We start from the raw sequence: 17,394 nt of genomic DNA, 5'->3' as shown, positions 1-17,394 counted from the left end.
TATTTAAGCGGCGTCCTTGTTGAATTGGTGGATCACGGTCAGCCCGTGAATTGTCAGATCATCCTCGAAGGCGTCGAAAAGCGCCTCGGACTGCTGGAAAAGCGGGGCCAGCCCCCCCGTTGATATCACGCGCATCTCGCGTTCGCGTTCTGCCTTGATCCGGGCACATATCTCACGCACGAGCCCGACATAACCCCAAAAAACACCTGATTGCATGCAGGTGACCGTATTGGTGCCGATGACCGCCTGCGGCTTGGAAATGTCCACATGCGGCAGGGCGGCGGCGGCTTGGTGCAGCGCCTCGAGGCTGAGATTCACGCCCGGCGCGATGACCCCTCCGATATAGGCCCCATCCCTGTCGACCACATCGAAGGTCGTGGCCGTGCCGAAATCCACCATGATCAGGTCGCCACCGTAAAGATCGTGTCCGGCCACCGTGTTCACCAACCGGTCGGGGCCGACAGCCGTGCCCTGATCCACCCGCACATCCACCGGCAGCAGACAATCCGGTTTCCCCACCACCAAGGGCCGCGTGTTGAAATACCGATCCGCCATGACGCGCAGGTTGAAGACCACCCGCGGCACCGTCGAGGAGATGATCATATCGGTGATCTGCGCCTCGATCCCCTGCAGCTTCATCAGCGTGCTCAGCCAGACGTAATACTGATCCGCCGTGCGCTGCCACTCCGTGGAGGTACGCCAGGACGCCAGAAACTGCTCGCCATCCCAGATCGCAAAAACGGTGTTGGTGTTGCCGCAGTCGATGGCCAGAAGCATGGCACTCCCCCTTCAAAAAAATACATCCGCCGCGGCGATAGCGCGGAGCCCTTTGGGCGTGCGCAGCAGCAGGTTACCATCCGCGTCCACATCCTCAAAGGTGCCGGTGATTTCCTCACGCCCGGTGCGCGCAATGATCGTCTCCCCAAGGCGCGCGGCATGCTCCATCCAGGCGGCGCGGATCGGCGCAAAGCCCAAGGTTGTGAACTGTTGCTCCAACGGCGCATAAGCGCGGGCCAGAGCGTCCAGAAAGGCTTCTGGTGCCACGGTGATCCCCGTCTCACCGCGCAGCGACACTGGTTGCACAGCCCCAGGTTCGACTTCGTCGGCACCGGGGGCCGCGACGAGATTGACGCCAACGCCGATGGCCAGCGGCCCCATCGCAGCGCCCAGCCCGGTGCTTTCGAGCAGAATGCCCGCCACCTTGCCGCCGCGCAGCAGCACATCGTTTGGCCATTTCAGGGCAAAGGCATCCGCCCGCCCGCAGACCTCGACAAAGGCGCGGTGCAGCGCCAGCGACATGACAAAGGAACGCAGAGCGGCGAGATGCGGGGGTTCTGCCGGGCGTAACAGCAATGTGGCGGCAAAATTGCCTTCGGGCATCGACCAGGCCCGCCCACGCCGCCCACGCGCTGCAGCCTGCTTCTGCGCAAGGACCCAGAATGGCGCCGGTTCTGATCCGGCGCGGCGCTGCACCTCGTCCAACGTCGAGTCGACCTGGGGCAAAACATGCCGCCCGTATCCTTCAGGCCAGCCGATCATGGGGTCCTCGACTCAAGGTCTTCTCCCGGAGGATCGGTGCACCACGCGCAGGATGGTCAGTTGACAAGTGTCGCTGCGGCTGCTGCGGCCGCAGATTCCACGCCGAACATATTGGCAATGCCCAGCACCATCACGGCCGCTGACGCCATCAGGAAACCCCAGAGTATGGTGGAGCCACCACTGTCCAGCCCTTCGGCATTTTCGTCGCCGAAGTACATGTAGAATACGATGCGCAGATAGTAGTAGGCACCGATGACCGACGCGACCACACCGGCAATTGCCAGCCACGCCAGATCCGCCTCATAGGCGGCGCGTAGCACGTAGAACTTGCCGAAGAAGCCCAGCATCGGCGGCACGCCAGCGAGGGAGAACAGCAGCACCAGCATCGCCAGCGCCTTGCCCGGTTCGCGCTTGGAATACATATTCAACGCCGCAATATCGGTCACCGGTTGGCCGTCTTTCTCCATCATCAGGATGAAGGCGAAGGTGCCGACGTTCATGGTCACATAAATGGCCATGTAGATCAGCATCGCCTGCACGCCAAGCACGGTGCCCGCCGCGAGCCCCATGAGCGCATAGCCCATGTGGGCAATCGAGGAGAAGGCCATCAGACGTTTGATATTGGTCTGGCCAATCGCCGCGACCGCACCAAGGAACATCGAGAGCACAGACAGCAGCGCCACGATCTGGCTCCAGTCGCTGACTGCATTGCCAAAGGCATCATGCAGCACTCGCGCGAAAAGTCCCATCGCGGCGACCTTGGGGGCGGTGGCGAAAAAGGCGGTCACCGGGGTGGGCGAGCCTTCGTAGACATCCGGCGTCCACATGTGGAACGGTACAGCGGACACTTTGAAGGCCATGCCCGCCATCAGGAACACAAGGCCAAAGAGCAAGCCCAGCGACACCTCTCCCGCCTGCGCGGTTTCGATGATGCCGGAGAAGAGCGTGGTGCCCGCGTAGCCATAGACCAGCGACGCGCCATAGAGCAACAGACCCGAGGACAGCGCGCCCAGCACGAAATATTTGAGACCCGCTTCCGTGGATTTCACGCTGTCCCGGCGAAGTGAGGCCACCACGTAAAGCGCCAGCGATTGCAGCTCCAGCCCCATGTAAAGCGCCATCAGGTCCGCCGCCGAGACCATGACCATCATACCCACGGCGCTGAGCGCCACCAGCAGCGGGTATTCGAACCGCAGCAGATCGCGGGACTTCATGTAGCCTTCGGACATGATCAGCACCGACGCCGCAGCCAGCAGGATCGTGACCTTGGCAAACCGCGCAAAGCCGTCGATCATCAGCATCCCGTTGAAGGCGCTCTTGGCCCCTTCGCCGGTGACACCGATATAGGCGGCCAGCGCGACCATCACCCCGGCGGTCATCCAGACCAGCGTCGAGGCCAACCCGTCCTTGGAGGTGTAGACCGCCACCAGCAGCATCACCATGGCATAGACCGCCAGCAGGATTTCCGGCAGCACGAGGGTCAGATCAGCGGAAGTCATGCGTTAATCCTTCAGTTCGACGCAAGCTGGGAGGCGGCTTCTGCCGCGGCCAGCGCCGTATCGTAGTTTGAAACCAGGGCCGCGACTGCAGGTCCGGTGATGTCCAGCACTAGCGCCGGGTAGACGCCCAGCAGCAGCGTCATGGCCACCAGAGGCGCAAAGATCCAGCGTTCACGCGGGGACATATCGGTGATCGAGCGCAGGCTCTCCTTGATCAGATCGCCCATGACCACCCGGCGGTAGAGCCAGAGCGCGTAGGCCGCCGAGAAGATCACGCCCGTGGTGGCCACCGCTGCCACCCAGGTATTGACCTGGAAGATCGCCACCAGCGTCAGGAATTCACCCACGAACCCGGAGGTGCCCGGCAGACCCACATTGGCCATGGTGAACAGCATAAAGATCAGCGCGTAGGCCGGCATCCGGTTCACGAGGCCGCCGTAGGCGTCGATCTCACGGGTATGCATACGGTCGTAGATCACGCCCACACAAAGAAAGAGCGCGCCGGAGATGAACCCGTGGCTGATCATCTGGAAGATGGCACCATCCACGCCCTGCTGGTTGGCCGCAAAGATGCCCATGGTCACAAAGCCCATATGCGCGACCGAGGAATAGGCGATCAGCTTCTTCATGTCCTCTTGGACGAGTGCAACCAGCGAGGTGTAGACAATCGCGATGGCGCTCATCCACAGGACCAGCGGCGTCAGCACCTCCGCCCCCACCGGGAACATCGGGATCGAAAAGCGCAGGAAACCGTAGCCCCCCATTTTGAGCAGGATCGCGGCCAGCACCACCGACCCCGCCGTCGGCGCTTGCACGTGCGCATCCGGTAGCCAGGTGTGCACGGGCCACATCGGCATCTTGACCGCGAAGCTGGCGAAGAACGCGAGGAACAGCAGTGTCTGCAGACCGCCCACGATGGTCACGCCTGCGATGCTGAAGGTCTCAAAGTCGAACTGGTGGATCAGCAGCTGCTCTATGTCCGTGGTGCCCGCTTCGGCGAACATTCCGACCATCGCCACCAGCATCAGTACCGAGCCGAGGAAGGTGTAGAGGAAGAACTTGAAGCTCGCATAGATCCGGTTCGCCCCGCCCCAGATGCCGATGATCAGGAACATCGGGATCAGCCCCGCCTCGAAGAACAGGTAGAAGAGCACCAGATCCAACGCCATGAAGACGCCGAGCATCAGCGTTTCCAGCATCAGAAACGCGATCATGTATTCCTTCACGCGCTCCGTCACGTTCCAGGACGCGGCAATCACCAGCGGCATGATGAAGGTCGTCAGCATCACGAAAAGCACCGAGATACCATCGACGCCCATCTTGTACTGCAGGCCCAAGAGCCACGGCGCCTCTTCCACGAACTGGAAGCCGGTGTCGTTCGGATCGAACTCGGCCAGAATGAACAGCGACACGAGGAAGGTCATCGAGGTCGCCGCCATCGCCAGCCATTTGGCGTTACGGTTCGCGGCCTCGTCGTCGCCGCGCAGGAAGACCAGCAGGATCAGCGCCGCCACGGCGGGGATGAAGGTGACAATGGAAAGCAGATTGTCCATCAGTTTGCTCCCCCGCTCAGCGACATCCATGTGACCAGCACCGCAATGCCGATCACCATGGCAAAGGCGTAGGTGAAGATATAGCCGGACTGCGCACGGCCCGCGAGGCGGGTGAAGAACGGGATGATGCCCATGGCAACACCGTTCAGGCTGCCGTCAATCACATCGCCATCGCCCCGCCGCCAGAAGAAGCTGCCGATCCATTTGGCGGGTCCGACGAAGATGACCTCGTAGAGCTCGTCAAAATACCACTTGTTCTTGAGGAACAGATACAGAGGGCGCTGGTTCTCGGCCAGACGACCGGGCAGCGAGGGGTTCTTGATGTAAAACCAATAGGCGGTCAGGAAGCCCAGCAGCATGGCCGCAAAGGGCGAGGTCTTCACCCAGTAGGGTACTTTATGCGCATCATCAAGCAGCGTGTTGTCCGGCGCGATGTAGAGCGCGCCCTCGCCCGGCTGACCGGCAAAGGCATAGTGATGCTCGCCTTCTTTGCCTTTTGCGTCGCTGTGATCGTCACCGTGATCATCTGCTTTCGCTTCGCCATGATCGTCGCCATGCGCGCCTTCTTCCGCGTAGGGAATGCCGTAGAACGTAGCAACCTTGTCGGTGTGACCAAAGAAGGACCCATACCAGACCATCCCGGCGAAGATCGCGCCGAGGCTCAGCACACCCAGCGGCACGATCATCGTCATCGGGCTTTCATGCGCGTGGTCATGGGTGTGCTTGTCCCCGCGTGGCTCGCCATAGAAGGTCAGGAACATCAGCCGCCAGCTGTAGAAGCTGGTGAAAAGCGCCGCGATCACCAGCGCCCAGAAGCCGTACATGGATCCGGCGGCATAGGCGCTCTCCACAATCGCGTCCTTGGACTGGAAGCCCGCAAAGCCGATGGGTATTTCCCCCAACGTCAGAATCCACACAGGAATACCGACGCCCGTGATCGCCAGCGTGCCGATCATCATCGCCCAGAACGTATAGGGGATCTTCTTGCGCAGCCCGCCGTAGTTCATCATGTCCTGCTCGTGGTGCATCGCGTGGATGACCGAGCCCGCGCCGAGGAAGAGCATCGCCTTGAAGAACGCGTGGGTGAAGAGGTGGAACATCGCCGCGGAATACATCCCCACGCCCGCCGCCACGAACATATAGCCCAGCTGCGAACAGGTCGAATAGGCGATCACGCGTTTGATGTCGGTCTGCACCAGACCCACGGTCGCCGCAAAGAAGGCCGTGGTCGCACCCAGCACGGTCACGAACATCATCGCTTCGGGTGCGAACTCCATGATCGGCGACATGCGGCAGACAAGGAACACGCCTGCGGTCACCATGGTTGCGGCATGGATCAGCGCCGATACCGGCGTCGGCCCTTCCATCGCGTCAGGCAGCCAGGTGTGCAGCAGCAGTTGCGCCGATTTCCCCATCGCGCCAATGAAAAGCAGCATAGCCACCAGATTTGCCGCATTCCATTCCCCCCAGAGGAAGGTCAGTTGCGTTTCCGCCAGATCGGGTGCTGCCGCAAAGACATCATCGAAATTGATCGAATCCGTGAGGAAAAACAGCGCGAAGATTCCCAGCGCGAAACCAAAGTCGCCTACCCGGTTGACCACAAAGGCCTTTATGGCGGCGGCATTGGCCGTGGGCTTTCGGTAGTAGAAGCCGATCAGCAGGTAAGACGCGACCCCCACGCCCTCCCAGCCAAAGAACATCTGCACAAGGTTGTCCGCCGTCACCAGCATCAGCATCGCGAAGGTGAAAAACGACAGATAGGCAAAGAAGCGCGGTTTGTAGACTTCACCTTCTTTCCACTGCGGGTCGTGATCCATGTAGCCAAAGGAATAGAGGTGCACGAGGCTGGACACAGTCGTGATCACGATCAGCATGATCGCCGTCAGCCTGTCCAGACGAATGGCCCAATCGGTGCTCAGCGTGCCGCTTTCGATAAACCGCAGGATCTGGATCTGCTCGGTGGTGCCGTCGAAGGTCAGGAAGACAACCCAGCTGAGAATGGCCGAGACAAAGAGGAGGGACGTGGAAATCCACATCGCTGCCGTCTCGCCAAAGATGCGCCAGCCAAAGCCGCAGAGCAGGCTGCCTACCAGCGGGGCAAAGAGGATGATGGTTTCCATTGGCTCAGCTCTCCGGAGTATCGTTGGACGCCGCGCGCGTCAGGTCGGGCCAGGCGAGGTAGAGTACAGCTGCGCTGCCGCCCACGCCCGCGATCAGTATTGCGATCCACATCGCGAGTGTCATGGCGTCAGCCCTTCATCACGTTGACGTCTTCCACGGCGATGGTGCCGCGGTTGCGGAAGAAACAGACCAGAATGGCCAGACCAATCGCCGCTTCCGCCGCAGCCACCGTGAGTACAAAGAGCGTGAACACCTGCCCCACCAGATCATCCAGAAAGCTGGAGAAGGCGACAAGGTTGATGTTCACCGCCAGCAGCATCAGTTCGATGCTCATCAGCAGGATGATGATGTTCTTGCGGTTGAGAAACAGCCCGAAGATGCCGATGACAAAGAGCGTCGCCGCCACGGTGAGGTAGTGTTCTAGTCCAATCATTCTGTCCCTCCCGGCGTCTACGACCGGTTGAAGTATCCAAACGCCGCAACAACGGCAACACCTATGGCAATCAGTATGGCAACCTGATCTCCGTCCATCACAAACCCTGCCCCGGTTTAACGTCTTTGAGTTCCATCGCCAGGGCCGGGTCGCGCATCATCTGGGCCACAACATCCTGGCGTTTCACATCCGAACGGTGACGCAGTGTCAGCACAATTGCCCCGATCATCGCGATCAGCAGGATCAAACCGGCCAGCTGGAACAAAAGGAAATACTGGTCATAAAGGATCATTCCCAGCGCCTCGGTGTTGTGCCGATCAACAGGCGTGACATTCGCGCGCAGACCTTCTGCCGCGGCATTGGCCTCCCACGACCCGAAAGCCATGACGAATTGCATCAGGATCACCACGGCAATCAGCAGCGCCAGCGGCATGTATTTCGCCATCTCCGCCTTGAGTTCGGCAAAATCCACGTCGAGCATCATGACGACAAAGAGGAACAGCACCGCCACCGCGCCCACGTAGACGATGATCAGTAGCATCGCCACGAACTCCGCGCCCAAAAGCACGAAGAGCCCGGCGGAGCTCAGAAACGCAAGGATCAGCCAGAGCACCGAATGCACCGGATTGCGGCTGATGACCGTAAAGAGCCCGCCCGCGATCACGCTGATTGCAAAGAGATAAAAGGCAAAAACCGTCATTCTTCGTCCTTTCCTTCGTCGAGCACCTGCTGCGCCAGTTCCAGCGCGCGGGTCATCGCAGGCAGCCCCGCAAACATCGACATCTGGCCGATGGTCTCAACAATGTGCTGCTCGGTGGCCCCGGCCTCCAGCGCATGGCGCACCGCTTGCCGAAAGGCCACGTCATTCTGTGCGCCCTGCATGGTCAGCCCCGCAAGCGTCAGCAGCATGCGCGTGCGCGCATCCAGTGAGCCCTCGTTCAGCGCGTTGCCGAACATCATTTCCATCATCTCTTTGGGCATCGTGCCCATCATCTTCTCGAACCCTTTGGGCGTGAAGGCCTCCATCGCCGGAAAGGCTTTCGCCATCTCCTGCGCCTGCGTGAACATGGCTGCAAAAGGGTTCGCGCCTTCGAAGGGGTTCTTTGCGTCGCTCATGCGGCCTCCTCCTCGAAGACCTCAAGGGCGGAGTTGAGCGCGTTGATCATCGCCGGAAAGCCGCCATAAAGCGCCATCTGGTTGATCACTTCGGCCACCTCGCGCTGGGTCGCACCCGACCGCAGAGCATTGCGGATGTGCACCTTCAGCTGCGGGCCGGTCTGCCCACCCAAAGCCGCCAAAGCAGCGACCGTTGCGAGATACCGCGTCCGGTCGTCCAACCCCTCGCGCGTATAATAGTGCCCAAACGCCACTTCCATCATCGAGGTGGAAAACCCCGGCAGGATGGCGTCATAGCGTGCGGCCAGCGCATCCTCAATGCCCGGATTGGTGGCCTCCGCCATCGCCTTGCCGCGCGTATATGCGTCAGAGGTGGTCATCTGTAAGGCGCATCCAGTTCCAGGTTGCGGGCGATCTCGGCTTCCCATCGCTCGCCATTGGCCAGCAGCTTTTCCTTGTCGTAGTAAAGCTCCTCGCGCGTCTCGGTGGAGAACTCGAAGTTCGGCCCTTCGACAATCGCATCCACCGGGCAGGCCTCCTGACAGAAGCCGCAGTAGATGCATTTGGTCATGTCGATGTCATAGCGCGTGGTGCGGCGCGAGCCGTCCTCGCGCGGCTCCGCATCAATGGTGATGGCCTGCGCCGGGCAGATTGCCTCGCAGAGCTTGCAGGCGATGCAGCGCTCTTCGCCATTCGGATAGCGGCGCAGCGCATGTTCGCCGCGGAACCGGGGCGATAGCGGCCCCTTTTCATGCGGATAGTTGATCGTCGCCTTTGGGGCAAAGAAGTATTTCAGCCCCAGTTTCATGCCGGTCCAGACATCCTGCAGCAGGAAATATTTGGCGGCGCGGGTGTAGTCGATCTGTGTCATTGAGCAGCCTCCGCTGTTTGCCTCAGTGAGCTTCGTTCCTTGCCAATTGTCTCGTAGAAGCCGTCGAAGAACTCGATCTCGGACGGATCTTCAGGCTCATACCCAAGCTCTTCCGTGCATGTCAGCCAATCATCAACCAGTATGAATCGAGTTGCGACGGTGGAGCTTACCGGTCGGTCCCGCTCCAGGTTGAATTTAACCTTAACCATTTCGTCGATGTACTTGTAGATGGCCATAGCTTGTTCTTTGCCAGCATGGGTCTTTGCATTCATGTACATTTCCTGCGCACCCGCCACCTGATGTTCAGGCAACGCTTCAATCCACCGCGTGAATGCCGCTTCGCAGTCTGCGACTGCGGTAGAGCCGTGCATCGCACCGGAGAGACTGAGGATTGTAGCAGCCATCTTCACCCTCCCATGCCCCAGCGCGCATAAGCGCCCCAGAACCAGTCGAATTTGGCGGCGAAGGCCACGAAGACCACCCAGACAAGGCTGAAGGGCAGGAAGACTTTCCAGCCCAGCCGCATCAGCTGGTCATAGCGATAACGCGGCGTGATCGCCTTCACCATCGCAAAGATGAAGAAGAAGAATGCCATCTTGGCCACCATCCAGAGCGCACCATCGGGCAGCCCGGGAATGGGCGACAGCCAGCCACCAAAGAACAGCAGCGAGGTCAGCGCGCACATCAGGAAAATCGCGATATATTCCCCCGCCATGAAGAGCAGGAAGGGCGTCGAGGAATACTCCACCTGGTAGCCCGCAACCAATTCCGATTCCGCTTCCGGCAGGTCAAACGGCGGGCGGTTGGTCTCGGCCAGACAGCTGATGAAGAACAAAAACACCATCGGGAAATGCGGCAGCCAGTACCAGCTGAAGAAGCCATACGGCCCGTCCTGTGCGGCCACTATGCCGCCGAAATTCATGCTGCCGGTCGAAATGATCACCCCGATGATGATCAGCCCCAGCGAGACCTCGTAAGAGATCATCTGCGCCGCCGAGCGCAAGCTCCCCAGAAACGGATACTTCGAGTTCGACGCCCAGCCGCCCATAATCACGCCATAAACCTCCAGCGAGGAGACCGCGAAGACAAAAAGGATCGCGACGTTGATGTCGGACAAAACCCAGCTCTCGTTGAACGGGATCACCGCCCAGGCGATCAGCGCCAGCACGAAAGACGTGAGCGGGGCCAGCATGAAGACCGTCTTGTCGGCCCCCGCAGGCACAACAACCTCTTTCACCACGTATTTCAGCGCATCCGCCACGGTCTGCAACAACCCGAAGGTGCCCACCACATTCGGGCCGCGCCGCATCTGCACGGCGGCCCAGATCTTGCGGTCGCCGTAGACCAGAAAGAGCAGCGACACCATGACAAAGCCGATCACCGCCAGCACCTGTGCCAGGATCAGGACGGCAACGCCGCCGGGGGTGGTAAAGAAGTCAGCCATAGGTCCTCACACCGTCGGTATTCCAGTTTCCTTGCAAGCGGCCACGGTGACTTCGGCGTCGACTGTAGCTAGCCCGTCAGGCAGGGTTGGCGAAATCGTGTAAACAGCATCTGCTGCCCACACGCCACCCTCTTCGGTCACATTTGTGCGCAAATGTCGTACAAATCCGTATCCGCGGTCCACGGTATATTGGGCCGCCGCGCATTCGGCATAGCGCCGCACATCCTGCTCGGAGAGTGCTTTGGTCATGGCCACGTTAAATTGCACGAGATCGCCGTCCAGCGGCACTGTCTCAACCCCGAGATAATCAGGGATGAAATCCTCTGCCATTGGTACGGGCGGCGCGCAGGCGACAAGCGCCAAGGGGGATATGAGCGCGATCCGCCTCATTCAGCTGCAATCGCTTCCTGTCGGCGTGCCTTGGCGTTCGCGCTAAGTTCTGCCATCAGCTCGGACGCACGTGCAATCGGGTTGGTCAGGTAGAAATCGGTGATCGCCTGTTTGAAGGGCGCATCCGACAGGGTGCCCCCTTCAATCGGGCGGAGGGTTGTCTCTGCGATCTCGTCAATCTTACCCAGATGAGAAATCTCATCCACCAGCATCTTGCGCAGCTGTCCAATGCTGTCATAGGGTAGCGTCGCCCCCATTTCAGCCGAAAGCGCGCGCAGGATCGCCCAGTTTTCCTTGGCGTCCCCTGGGGCAAACCCGGCGCGCAAGGCCAATTGCGGGCGGCCCTCAGTGTTCACAAACAGGCCCGGCTCTTCGGTATAGGCCGCGCCCGGCAGGATGATATCCGCCCGATGTGCGCCCCGGTCACCGTGGCTGCCCTGATAGATTACGAAGGGTCCGGCATCGATATCGAATTCATCGGCGCCAAGGTTGTAGATCACCTCCGCCTGCACCACCGCCTCCATACCGCCCGGGTTGGTCGCGCCCACATCCAGCGCGCCAACACGGCTTGCCGCCGTGTGCAGCACCATGAAGCCCGCGCCCGCCGCCTCGGCAATCGCCATCGCCTCGGCCAGCACCGCCAACCCATCGGGACGCCGCAGCGCCCCCTGGCCAACAATCACCAGCCCGTTGTCCGAGAGGTTCTCTACCGCGCAGTCGCGATACTTGGTCAGATCTGCAGGACCGCCTCCAAAATGGGCATACTCATAGGTCAGATCGACCTCTTCGCCCACCAGAGCGATATCGGCACCCTGCGTCCACGCCTTGCGGATACGTGCGTTCAGCACCGGCGCTTCCACCGCCGGGTTCGACCCGATCAGCAGGATGTTACGCGCCGTGTCGATATCCTCGATGACCGCTGTGCCCACATAGGCCGAGCGGTTGGTGTCTGGCAGTTGCGTGCCCGCGGTGCGGCATTCGACAACGCCGCCGCGACCTTCGACCATCTGTTTCAGCGCATAGATCGCTTCTACCGGGGCCAGATCGCCGATAACACCCGCAACCGATTTCCCTGCCATCGCCTGTGCCGCCGCGCTCAGCGCCTCCGGCCACGTGGCCGCCCGCAGCTTGCCGTTCTCGCGGATGTAGGGCTTGTCCAGCCGCTGCCGCCGCAACCCGTCCCAGACGAACCGCGTTTTGTCCGAAATCCATTCCTCGTTCACGCCGTCATGGTTGCGCGGCAGAAAGCGCATCACTTCGCGCCCTTTGGTGTCGACGCGGATGTTGGATCCCAGCGCATCCATCACATCGATACTCTCGGTCTTGGTCAGCTCCCAGGGCCGTGCGGTGAAAGCATAGGGCTTGGAGACCAAAGCGCCCACGGGGCACAAGTCGATGATATTGCCCTGTAAATTCGAATCCAGCGTCTGGCCCAGGTACGACGTGATCTCCGCATCCTCGCCACGCCCGGTCTGGCCCATCTGGTGAATGCCCGCCACTTCCGTGGTGAACCGCACACAGCGTGTGCAAGAAATGCAGCGCGTCATATGGGTTTCGACCAACGGGCCGAGATCGAGGTCTTCTGTTGCCCGTTTGGGCTCGCGGTAGCGCGAGAAATCCACGCCGTAGGCCATCGCCTGATCCTGCAGATCGCACTCGCCGCCCTGATCACAGATCGGGCAGTCCAGCGGGTGATTGATCAGTAGGAATTCCATCACGCCTTCACGTGCCTTCTTGACCATCGGCGAATTCGTTTTCACGACTGGTGGCTGGCCCTCGGGTCCGGGCCGCAAATCCTTGACCTGCATCGCGCAGGAGGCCGCAGGTTTCGGTGGCCCGCCCACCACTTCGACCAGACACATGCGGCAGTTGCCCGCAATCGTCAGCCGCTCGTGGTAACAAAAGCGCGGGATCTCGATGCCGGCCTCTTCGCAGGCCTGGATCAGCGTCATCGCGCCGTCTACCTCGACTTCCTGATCATCAATTATGACTTTGCGTAAGTCGCTCATATCACGTGCCTTTGTTCCACATGCAGCCTTGGCCGCAGATCAATTCTGTTCGCGCAGCAGCACACCAACGGTGCTGTTACGTTCAATTTCCGCCCTGCCCAGGGCACAGTATCCCGCCGCGTCCGGCTTCAGTCCTTGCGCGGCCATATAGTCTGCCGCGCGGGTGCGCAGACGGTCTTTTTCCGCATCCGAGTCGATATGGGCATCAATCTCCGACTTCGTGTAGCCCATCGCAAGCGCCTGAGAATGCAAATCCTGCAGAGCTCCCAGCGCCCGGAAGACCCGTGCCGAAATGTCGGGGCAATTCTTGCGGATTTGGTCGGCGAGACCAACCACAAAAAGTCCATCATCGATGGATTTCACTTCCCGCAGTGGCGGGTTGTCAGCGGTCGCACCCGTCACGGTCAAAGCGGCCACCGTAGCCAGCATCACAACACTCTTTTTCATATCCGGTCTCCTGCGCAAGGCGGTATGCCCCATCCACCCCATGAAATGGGGAGCGCAGGTCTTGCTATGCAATAACATGCGGCGAGACGCCAGATATGCGACGCGCGGGCTCACTGCGGGCAGGCCCCCTGCAATGTCAGCGTGTTGTTGTCGATGGGCAGCGCCTCATCAGGGTCATCGGGCCCCACAACCCATTCGATGGCCGAACTGCCATATTCGTTCACGCAGAATACCGTCGCCTCGTAGCGCGCTGCCTCGCGGGCCCCTTCCAGCGAGGCCGATACCGGTGATGCCGTTACCTGGAACTTGTGCCGCTCGTCCAGATCGGACAACTTCGTACGGTAGAACTGCCCGTCGAACCGCAATTTCTCTGCGTCGCTGCTGCATCCGGCAAGCACGGCGCAAACAATCAAACTTCCAACGGTAAATCTCATCACACTCACTCCGCCGCCACCGGCGCGCAGGTATTGCGCTGCCACAGGCGGGCCTCTTTTAAATGCGCCCAGCCAAAGGCGTGGTCGCTGTCCCCATGTTTTTTCAGGTGTTCCAACCGGTCGAGCGCTTCATCCAGCGTGGGTTCATGCCCCTCGGGCACCCACCACATCACGAAATGCATCGCTCCCAACACCTCGAACCATTCGGCCCGCCGGTCATAGAACTGCTTGTGGATGGTCCCCCAGACAAAGGTCTCCAGCGCCTCAGCCGTTTCCCAGACACTCAGGTTCGGTACAAAGAGCGGATCGCCCCCGATCGCGTTTTCCGTATTGCCCGTGCCCGGCGCGCCAGAGCCTTCCATCATCCACACGAACCCCGGCATGCGCTTGCCCAACCCGTTGATCCGGTCGAGGTTTGCCATGAAGTCAGCGACGCGCGGATCATCGATGGGGGCGACAAGGCGACCCACGTTGAGTTCAGCAAGATGATGTCCGATCATGCCGCAGTCCCGCATTGTTTTTGCTTCCAGAGCTGAGCATCTTTCAGATGCGACCAGCCAAAGGCATGTTCCGTTTCGCCATGTTTTTCCAGATGACGGAACCGCGCCATGGCTTCCTCGATGGAGGGTCGATGCCCTTCCGGCACCCACCACATCACCAACCGCAGCGTCTCGACCGCGCCGTACCATTCTTCTTTCCGGTCATAGAACTGCTTGTGCACGGTGTTCCAGACAAAGTGTTCAAGGCTCTCCACATTCTCCCAGACCGAGAGCGTCGAGGCCGTGCGCGGGTTGCCCCCGAGCGGCCCGTTGGGATCAGCCTGCGCCGCTTCCATCGCCTCTTCGTCCATCATCCACACAAACCCCGGGCTGCGCTGCGCGACCCCGTTCACAAGGTCCAGCCCATTCACGAAATCCGCCACACGCGGATTGTCCCAGTCGTACTTGAGTGTACCTATGTTGAATTCAGCGAGATGCATGCTTAGCCAACGTCCATCGTTGCCAAATGAAATCCGTAGATACCGCAAGCAACAAGCAAGCCGCCGCAGAACAGTCTTAACCACTGGCGCGATGTCGGATGCGTGAGGCGCTGATATTCACTCTCGTCGATCATAGAACGGCACGACTCACAGACGAACGGACCAATCTTTACCCCATTCTCATGGCCGCACTGCGGACAGGTCCCGCTATTCGAACGGGACATACGGTAAATGAGAAAAGACAGGCTGTTCATCCAACTATTCCGCCGCAACCGCGCTCACGCGGCCCGTGCGCTTGTGCTTGATGCGGTCCTCGATCTCGTCGCGGAAGTGGCGGATGAGGCCCTGGATGGGCCAGGCTGCCGCGTCGCCCAGGGCACAGATGGTGTGGCCTTCGACCTGTTTGGTCACATCCAGCAGCATATCGATCTCTTCAGGTTCCGCCTCACCTTTGACCAGACGGTCCATGACCCGCATCATCCACCCCGTACCCTCGCGGCAGGGTGTACATTGGCCGCAGCTTTCATGCTTGTAGAACTTCGACAAGCGCCAGATCGCCTTGATCACATCGGTGGAGTTGTCCATCACGATCACCGCTGCCGTGCCAAGACCCGACCGCTGCTCACGCAGATAGTCGAAATCCATGATGGCGTCTTTCATGTCCTTACCGGGGATCATCGGGACCGAAGACCCGCCGGGAATGACCGCCTTGAGGTTGTCCCAGCCGCCGCGAATACCGCCGCAATGGGTTTCGATCAGTTCCTCGAAGGTGATCGACATCGCTTCTTCGACAACGCAGGGGTTGTTCACGTGGCCGCTGATCGCAAAGAGCTTGGTACCCGCATTGTTCGCCCGGCCAAAGCCCGCAAACCACTCCGGCCCGCGCCGCAGGATCGTCGGCACCACGGCAATCGATTCCACGTTGTTCACCGTCGTGGGGCAGCCATAGAGCCCCGCGCCCGCCGGGAAGGGCGGCTTCATGCGCGGCATACCCTTCTTGCCCTCAAGGCTTTCCAACAGCGCCGTCTCTTCCCCACAGATATAGGCCCCCGCGCCATGGTGCAGATAGAGGTCAAAATCCCACCCCGATCCGGCGGCGTTCTTGCCGATCAGCCCCGCGTCATAAGCCTCGTCAATCGCGGCCTGCAGCGCCTCTTTCTCGCGGATATACTCGCCGCGAATGTAGATGTAGCAAGCATGCGCGTTCATCGCGAAAGACGCGATCAGACAGCCCTCGACAAGCGTATGCGGATCATGCCGCATGATCTCCCGGTCCTTGCAGGTGCCGGGCTCGGATTCGTCAGCATTCACCACCAGGTATGCGGGCCGGCCGTCGCTCTCCTTGGGCATGAAGGACCACTTCAGCCCCGTGGGAAACCCCGCGCCACCGCGCCCCCGCAGACCGGAGGCTTTCATCTGGTCCACGATCCAGTCGCGACCTTTCTTGATGATGTCCGCCGTGCCATCCCAATGGCCGCGGCTCTGCGCGCCCTTCAGCGTGCGGTCATGCATGCCGTAGATATTGGTAAAGATCCGGTCCTTGTCCTGAAGCATTGCGCTCCCCTCTCACTCGTTGCCGCGCGCGTGTTTGCGCGCGCGCCGTATCTGTAATGACACCACCAGCGCCCAGAAGAGCCCTGCAAGTGCCGCAAAATCGAACAGAAACGCATAGCGTCCGGGCATGCCCAGCTTCGGCCCCAGCCAAAGTGCGAGCAGCCACAAGACCATTGTGCCCACGATCACAAGGCTGACCAGCCGCCCCTTGGCGGCCAGCGCGCGCTCTTGCGCCAGCCTGTCGTGATCTTGCGCACTCATGAACGGTCTTGCCTTCCGTTGTTAGCTCTTGCGTTTCATCCCGGACGGCTCATGCACCGTCCGCCAGTTTCTTGGCCTGACCCACCCAGTCATCCCGTTCGATCCGGCCTTTGAAGCGCAGACGTTCGTCAACCCAGGCAATGTCATCCTGAGTCAAACTGGCAACCTGATCAAAATGCCAGATGCCCAGGCTGTTCAGCGTTTCTTCCAGCTTCGGGCCCACACCGCTGATCTTTTTCAGATCATCCGCCCCACCCGCACGTGGCGCATCGGACAAAGCCGCGGGGCGCTCCCCGCTGTCGGTCGCCGGTGCTGCCTTTTTGGCGACTTTCTTCACCGGCTTGGCCACAGATTTGGCTTCCGGCTCCTTTTCGTACTTCCAGTCGCCCTTGCGTGCGGACAGTTCATCTTGGCCGGGCAGACGTTTGGAGGGTTTGACCTTCGCCTCGCCCGACGTGCTCGGTGCTGCAGCCGGTGCTGCCTGAGCCGTGGGTGTCGCGGGGGCTGCCTCAGGTGCATCCGATGCCGGGGCCCGCGCAGTGTCCGGCGCAGACAGCGGGCGACTCATGATCCAACTGATGACCCCGCCAAAGATGACAAAAACCAAGAGCCCGACAAAGGCGCCCTGCATGAAACTCCATCCGCCCAGAACCCACAGCAGAACGGCCGCCAGGACGCCCCCTGCCAGTGCCACAAGCCAACTCCCCAGAGCCATGCCGATCATTCCGTTATTGTTGTCCATCC

The 17,394-nt window shown here is 60.6% G+C and carries 21 protein-coding genes; all 21 read right to left on the bottom strand.

The features are described 5' to 3' along the window. Positions 1 to 3: 3 nt before the first annotated feature. Positions 4 to 777, bottom strand: a complete 774-nt coding sequence (locus Q1A07_RS15575; RefSeq protein WP_299782919.1) for a type III pantothenate kinase — start codon at positions 775 to 777, stop codon at positions 4 to 6. 12 nt (positions 778 to 789) lie between these two features. Continuing rightward, positions 790 to 1,539 (bottom strand): biotin--[acetyl-CoA-carboxylase] ligase, encoded by a 750-nt coding sequence (locus Q1A07_RS15570; protein ID WP_299782917.1) that lies wholly within the window; start codon positions 1,537 to 1,539, stop codon positions 790 to 792. A gap of 56 nt (positions 1,540 to 1,595) precedes the next feature. After that, a complete protein-coding gene (gene nuoN, locus Q1A07_RS15565; protein ID WP_299782915.1) occupies positions 1,596 to 3,038 on the bottom strand; it encodes an NADH-quinone oxidoreductase subunit NuoN in 1,443 nt (480 codons plus the stop codon). Positions 3,039 to 3,049: 11 nt separating this feature from the next. Continuing rightward, positions 3,050 to 4,591 (bottom strand): NADH-quinone oxidoreductase subunit M, encoded by a 1,542-nt coding sequence (locus tag Q1A07_RS15560; RefSeq protein ID WP_299782913.1) that lies wholly within the window; start codon positions 4,589 to 4,591, stop codon positions 3,050 to 3,052. Further along, positions 4,591 to 6,711 (bottom strand): NADH-quinone oxidoreductase subunit L, encoded by a 2,121-nt coding sequence (nuoL, locus tag Q1A07_RS15555; protein WP_299782911.1) that lies wholly within the window; start codon positions 6,709 to 6,711, stop codon positions 4,591 to 4,593. The genes Q1A07_RS15560 and nuoL overlap by 1 nt, the downstream gene beginning before the upstream one ends. 128 nt (positions 6,712 to 6,839) lie before the next feature. Beyond that, a complete protein-coding gene (nuoK, locus tag Q1A07_RS15550) occupies positions 6,840 to 7,145 on the bottom strand; it encodes an NADH-quinone oxidoreductase subunit NuoK (RefSeq protein WP_011569388.1) in 306 nt (101 codons plus the stop codon). A gap of 97 nt (positions 7,146 to 7,242) precedes the next feature. Continuing rightward, on the bottom strand, positions 7,243 to 7,845 hold the full coding sequence (locus tag Q1A07_RS15545) for an NADH-quinone oxidoreductase subunit J (RefSeq protein ID WP_299782908.1): 603 nt from the start codon (positions 7,843 to 7,845) through the stop codon (positions 7,243 to 7,245). Beyond that, complete coding sequence (locus Q1A07_RS15540; RefSeq protein WP_299782906.1) at positions 7,842 to 8,261, bottom strand: carboxymuconolactone decarboxylase family protein; 420 nt, start codon at positions 8,259 to 8,261, stop codon at positions 7,842 to 7,844. Before Q1A07_RS15540 ends, Q1A07_RS15545 begins: the two co-directional genes overlap by 4 nt. Continuing rightward, the gene (locus tag Q1A07_RS15535) at positions 8,258 to 8,641 is read right to left on the bottom strand and encodes a carboxymuconolactone decarboxylase family protein (protein WP_299782904.1); all 384 of its coding nucleotides are present in this window, start codon (positions 8,639 to 8,641) and stop codon (positions 8,258 to 8,260) included. The genes Q1A07_RS15540 and Q1A07_RS15535 overlap by 4 nt, the downstream gene beginning before the upstream one ends. Then, positions 8,638 to 9,132 carry an NADH-quinone oxidoreductase subunit NuoI gene (nuoI, locus tag Q1A07_RS15530; protein ID WP_195820523.1) on the bottom strand — a complete coding sequence of 165 codons (495 nt, stop codon included), beginning with the start codon at positions 9,130 to 9,132 and terminating at the stop codon, positions 8,638 to 8,640. The genes Q1A07_RS15535 and nuoI overlap by 4 nt, the downstream gene beginning before the upstream one ends. Continuing rightward, positions 9,129 to 9,536, bottom strand: coding sequence for a hypothetical protein (locus Q1A07_RS15525; RefSeq protein ID WP_299782901.1), 408 nt, complete (start codon positions 9,534 to 9,536; stop codon positions 9,129 to 9,131). The genes nuoI and Q1A07_RS15525 overlap by 4 nt, the downstream gene beginning before the upstream one ends. Before the next feature lie 2 nt (positions 9,537 to 9,538). Further along, entirely contained in the window at positions 9,539 to 10,576 is a 1,038-nt protein-coding gene (gene nuoH, locus Q1A07_RS15520) for an NADH-quinone oxidoreductase subunit NuoH (RefSeq protein WP_299782899.1), read from the bottom strand. Between the two features lie 6 nt (positions 10,577 to 10,582). Beyond that, positions 10,583 to 10,966, bottom strand: coding sequence for a hypothetical protein (locus tag Q1A07_RS15515; RefSeq protein ID WP_299782897.1), 384 nt, complete (start codon positions 10,964 to 10,966; stop codon positions 10,583 to 10,585). Continuing rightward, positions 10,963 to 12,975, bottom strand: a complete 2,013-nt coding sequence (gene nuoG, locus Q1A07_RS15510; protein ID WP_299782895.1) for an NADH-quinone oxidoreductase subunit NuoG — start codon at positions 12,973 to 12,975, stop codon at positions 10,963 to 10,965. The genes Q1A07_RS15515 and nuoG overlap by 4 nt, the downstream gene beginning before the upstream one ends. A 39-nt stretch (positions 12,976 to 13,014) precedes the next feature. Beyond that, positions 13,015 to 13,422, bottom strand: a complete 408-nt coding sequence (locus Q1A07_RS15505) for a DUF5333 domain-containing protein (protein ID WP_299782893.1) — start codon at positions 13,420 to 13,422, stop codon at positions 13,015 to 13,017. 110 nt (positions 13,423 to 13,532) lie between these two features. After that, positions 13,533 to 13,856: a hypothetical protein gene (locus tag Q1A07_RS15500; RefSeq protein WP_299782891.1), complete on the bottom strand. Its 324-nt coding sequence runs from the start codon at positions 13,854 to 13,856 to the stop codon at positions 13,533 to 13,535. Positions 13,857 to 13,861: 5 nt separating this feature from the next. Next, complete coding sequence (locus Q1A07_RS15495; RefSeq protein WP_299782889.1) at positions 13,862 to 14,356, bottom strand: DUF3291 domain-containing protein; 495 nt, start codon at positions 14,354 to 14,356, stop codon at positions 13,862 to 13,864. Next, positions 14,353 to 14,835: a DUF3291 domain-containing protein gene (locus Q1A07_RS15490; protein ID WP_299782887.1), complete on the bottom strand. Its 483-nt coding sequence runs from the start codon at positions 14,833 to 14,835 to the stop codon at positions 14,353 to 14,355. The genes Q1A07_RS15495 and Q1A07_RS15490 overlap by 4 nt, the downstream gene beginning before the upstream one ends. Positions 14,836 to 15,093: 258 nt before the next feature. Next, a complete protein-coding gene (nuoF, locus tag Q1A07_RS15485) occupies positions 15,094 to 16,389 on the bottom strand; it encodes an NADH-quinone oxidoreductase subunit NuoF (RefSeq protein WP_299782885.1) in 1,296 nt (431 codons plus the stop codon). Positions 16,390 to 16,401: 12 nt separating this feature from the next. Next, complete coding sequence (locus Q1A07_RS15480) at positions 16,402 to 16,650, bottom strand: DUF5337 domain-containing protein (protein ID WP_299782883.1); 249 nt, start codon at positions 16,648 to 16,650, stop codon at positions 16,402 to 16,404. 49 nt (positions 16,651 to 16,699) lie between these two features. Beyond that, positions 16,700 to 17,392: a hypothetical protein gene (locus tag Q1A07_RS15475; protein WP_299782881.1), complete on the bottom strand. Its 693-nt coding sequence runs from the start codon at positions 17,390 to 17,392 to the stop codon at positions 16,700 to 16,702. Positions 17,393 to 17,394: the final 2 nt, after the last annotated feature.

It is taken from the genome of uncultured Roseobacter sp. (assembly GCF_947492555.1).
Lineage (GTDB): Bacteria > Pseudomonadota > Alphaproteobacteria > Rhodobacterales > Rhodobacteraceae > Roseobacter.
This window is presented reverse-complemented; position numbering and strand designations above follow the sequence as displayed.

Bases quoted from the DNA above. Each gene is read 5' to 3' on its own strand.
- Q1A07_RS15575 (WP_299782919.1), bottom strand. From the start codon at position 777: ATGCTTCTGGCCATCGACTGCGGCAACACCAACACCGTTTTTGCGATC.
- Q1A07_RS15570 (WP_299782917.1), bottom strand. From the start codon at position 1,539: ATGATCGGCTGGCCTGAAGGATACGGGCGGCATGTTTTGCCCCAGGTC.
- nuoN (WP_299782915.1), bottom strand. From the start codon at position 3,038: ATGACTTCCGCTGATCTGACCCTCGTGCTGCCGGAAATCCTGCTGGCG.
- Q1A07_RS15560 (WP_299782913.1), bottom strand. From the start codon at position 4,591: ATGGACAATCTGCTTTCCATTGTCACCTTCATCCCCGCCGTGGCGGCG.
- nuoL (WP_299782911.1), bottom strand. From the start codon at position 6,711: ATGGAAACCATCATCCTCTTTGCCCCGCTGGTAGGCAGCCTGCTCTGC.
- nuoK (WP_011569388.1), bottom strand. From the start codon at position 7,145: ATGATTGGACTAGAACACTACCTCACCGTGGCGGCGACGCTCTTTGTC.
- Q1A07_RS15545 (WP_299782908.1), bottom strand. From the start codon at position 7,845: ATGACGGTTTTTGCCTTTTATCTCTTTGCAATCAGCGTGATCGCGGGC.
- Q1A07_RS15540 (WP_299782906.1), bottom strand. From the start codon at position 8,261: ATGAGCGACGCAAAGAACCCCTTCGAAGGCGCGAACCCTTTTGCAGCC.
- Q1A07_RS15535 (WP_299782904.1), bottom strand. From the start codon at position 8,641: ATGACCACCTCTGACGCATATACGCGCGGCAAGGCGATGGCGGAGGCC.
- nuoI (WP_195820523.1), bottom strand. From the start codon at position 9,132: ATGACACAGATCGACTACACCCGCGCCGCCAAATATTTCCTGCTGCAG.
- Q1A07_RS15525 (WP_299782901.1), bottom strand. From the start codon at position 9,536: ATGGCTGCTACAATCCTCAGTCTCTCCGGTGCGATGCACGGCTCTACC.
- nuoH (WP_299782899.1), bottom strand. From the start codon at position 10,576: ATGGCTGACTTCTTTACCACCCCCGGCGGCGTTGCCGTCCTGATCCTG.
- Q1A07_RS15515 (WP_299782897.1), bottom strand. From the start codon at position 10,966: ATGAGGCGGATCGCGCTCATATCCCCCTTGGCGCTTGTCGCCTGCGCG.
- nuoG (WP_299782895.1), bottom strand. From the start codon at position 12,975: ATGAGCGACTTACGCAAAGTCATAATTGATGATCAGGAAGTCGAGGTA.
- Q1A07_RS15505 (WP_299782893.1), bottom strand. From the start codon at position 13,422: ATGAAAAAGAGTGTTGTGATGCTGGCTACGGTGGCCGCTTTGACCGTG.
- Q1A07_RS15500 (WP_299782891.1), bottom strand. From the start codon at position 13,856: ATGAGATTTACCGTTGGAAGTTTGATTGTTTGCGCCGTGCTTGCCGGA.
- Q1A07_RS15495 (WP_299782889.1), bottom strand. From the start codon at position 14,356: ATGATCGGACATCATCTTGCTGAACTCAACGTGGGTCGCCTTGTCGCC.
- Q1A07_RS15490 (WP_299782887.1), bottom strand. From the start codon at position 14,835: ATGCATCTCGCTGAATTCAACATAGGTACACTCAAGTACGACTGGGAC.
- nuoF (WP_299782885.1), bottom strand. From the start codon at position 16,389: ATGCTTCAGGACAAGGACCGGATCTTTACCAATATCTACGGCATGCAT.
- Q1A07_RS15480 (WP_299782883.1), bottom strand. From the start codon at position 16,650: ATGAGTGCGCAAGATCACGACAGGCTGGCGCAAGAGCGCGCGCTGGCC.
- Q1A07_RS15475 (WP_299782881.1), bottom strand. From the start codon at position 17,392: ATGGACAACAATAACGGAATGATCGGCATGGCTCTGGGGAGTTGGCTT.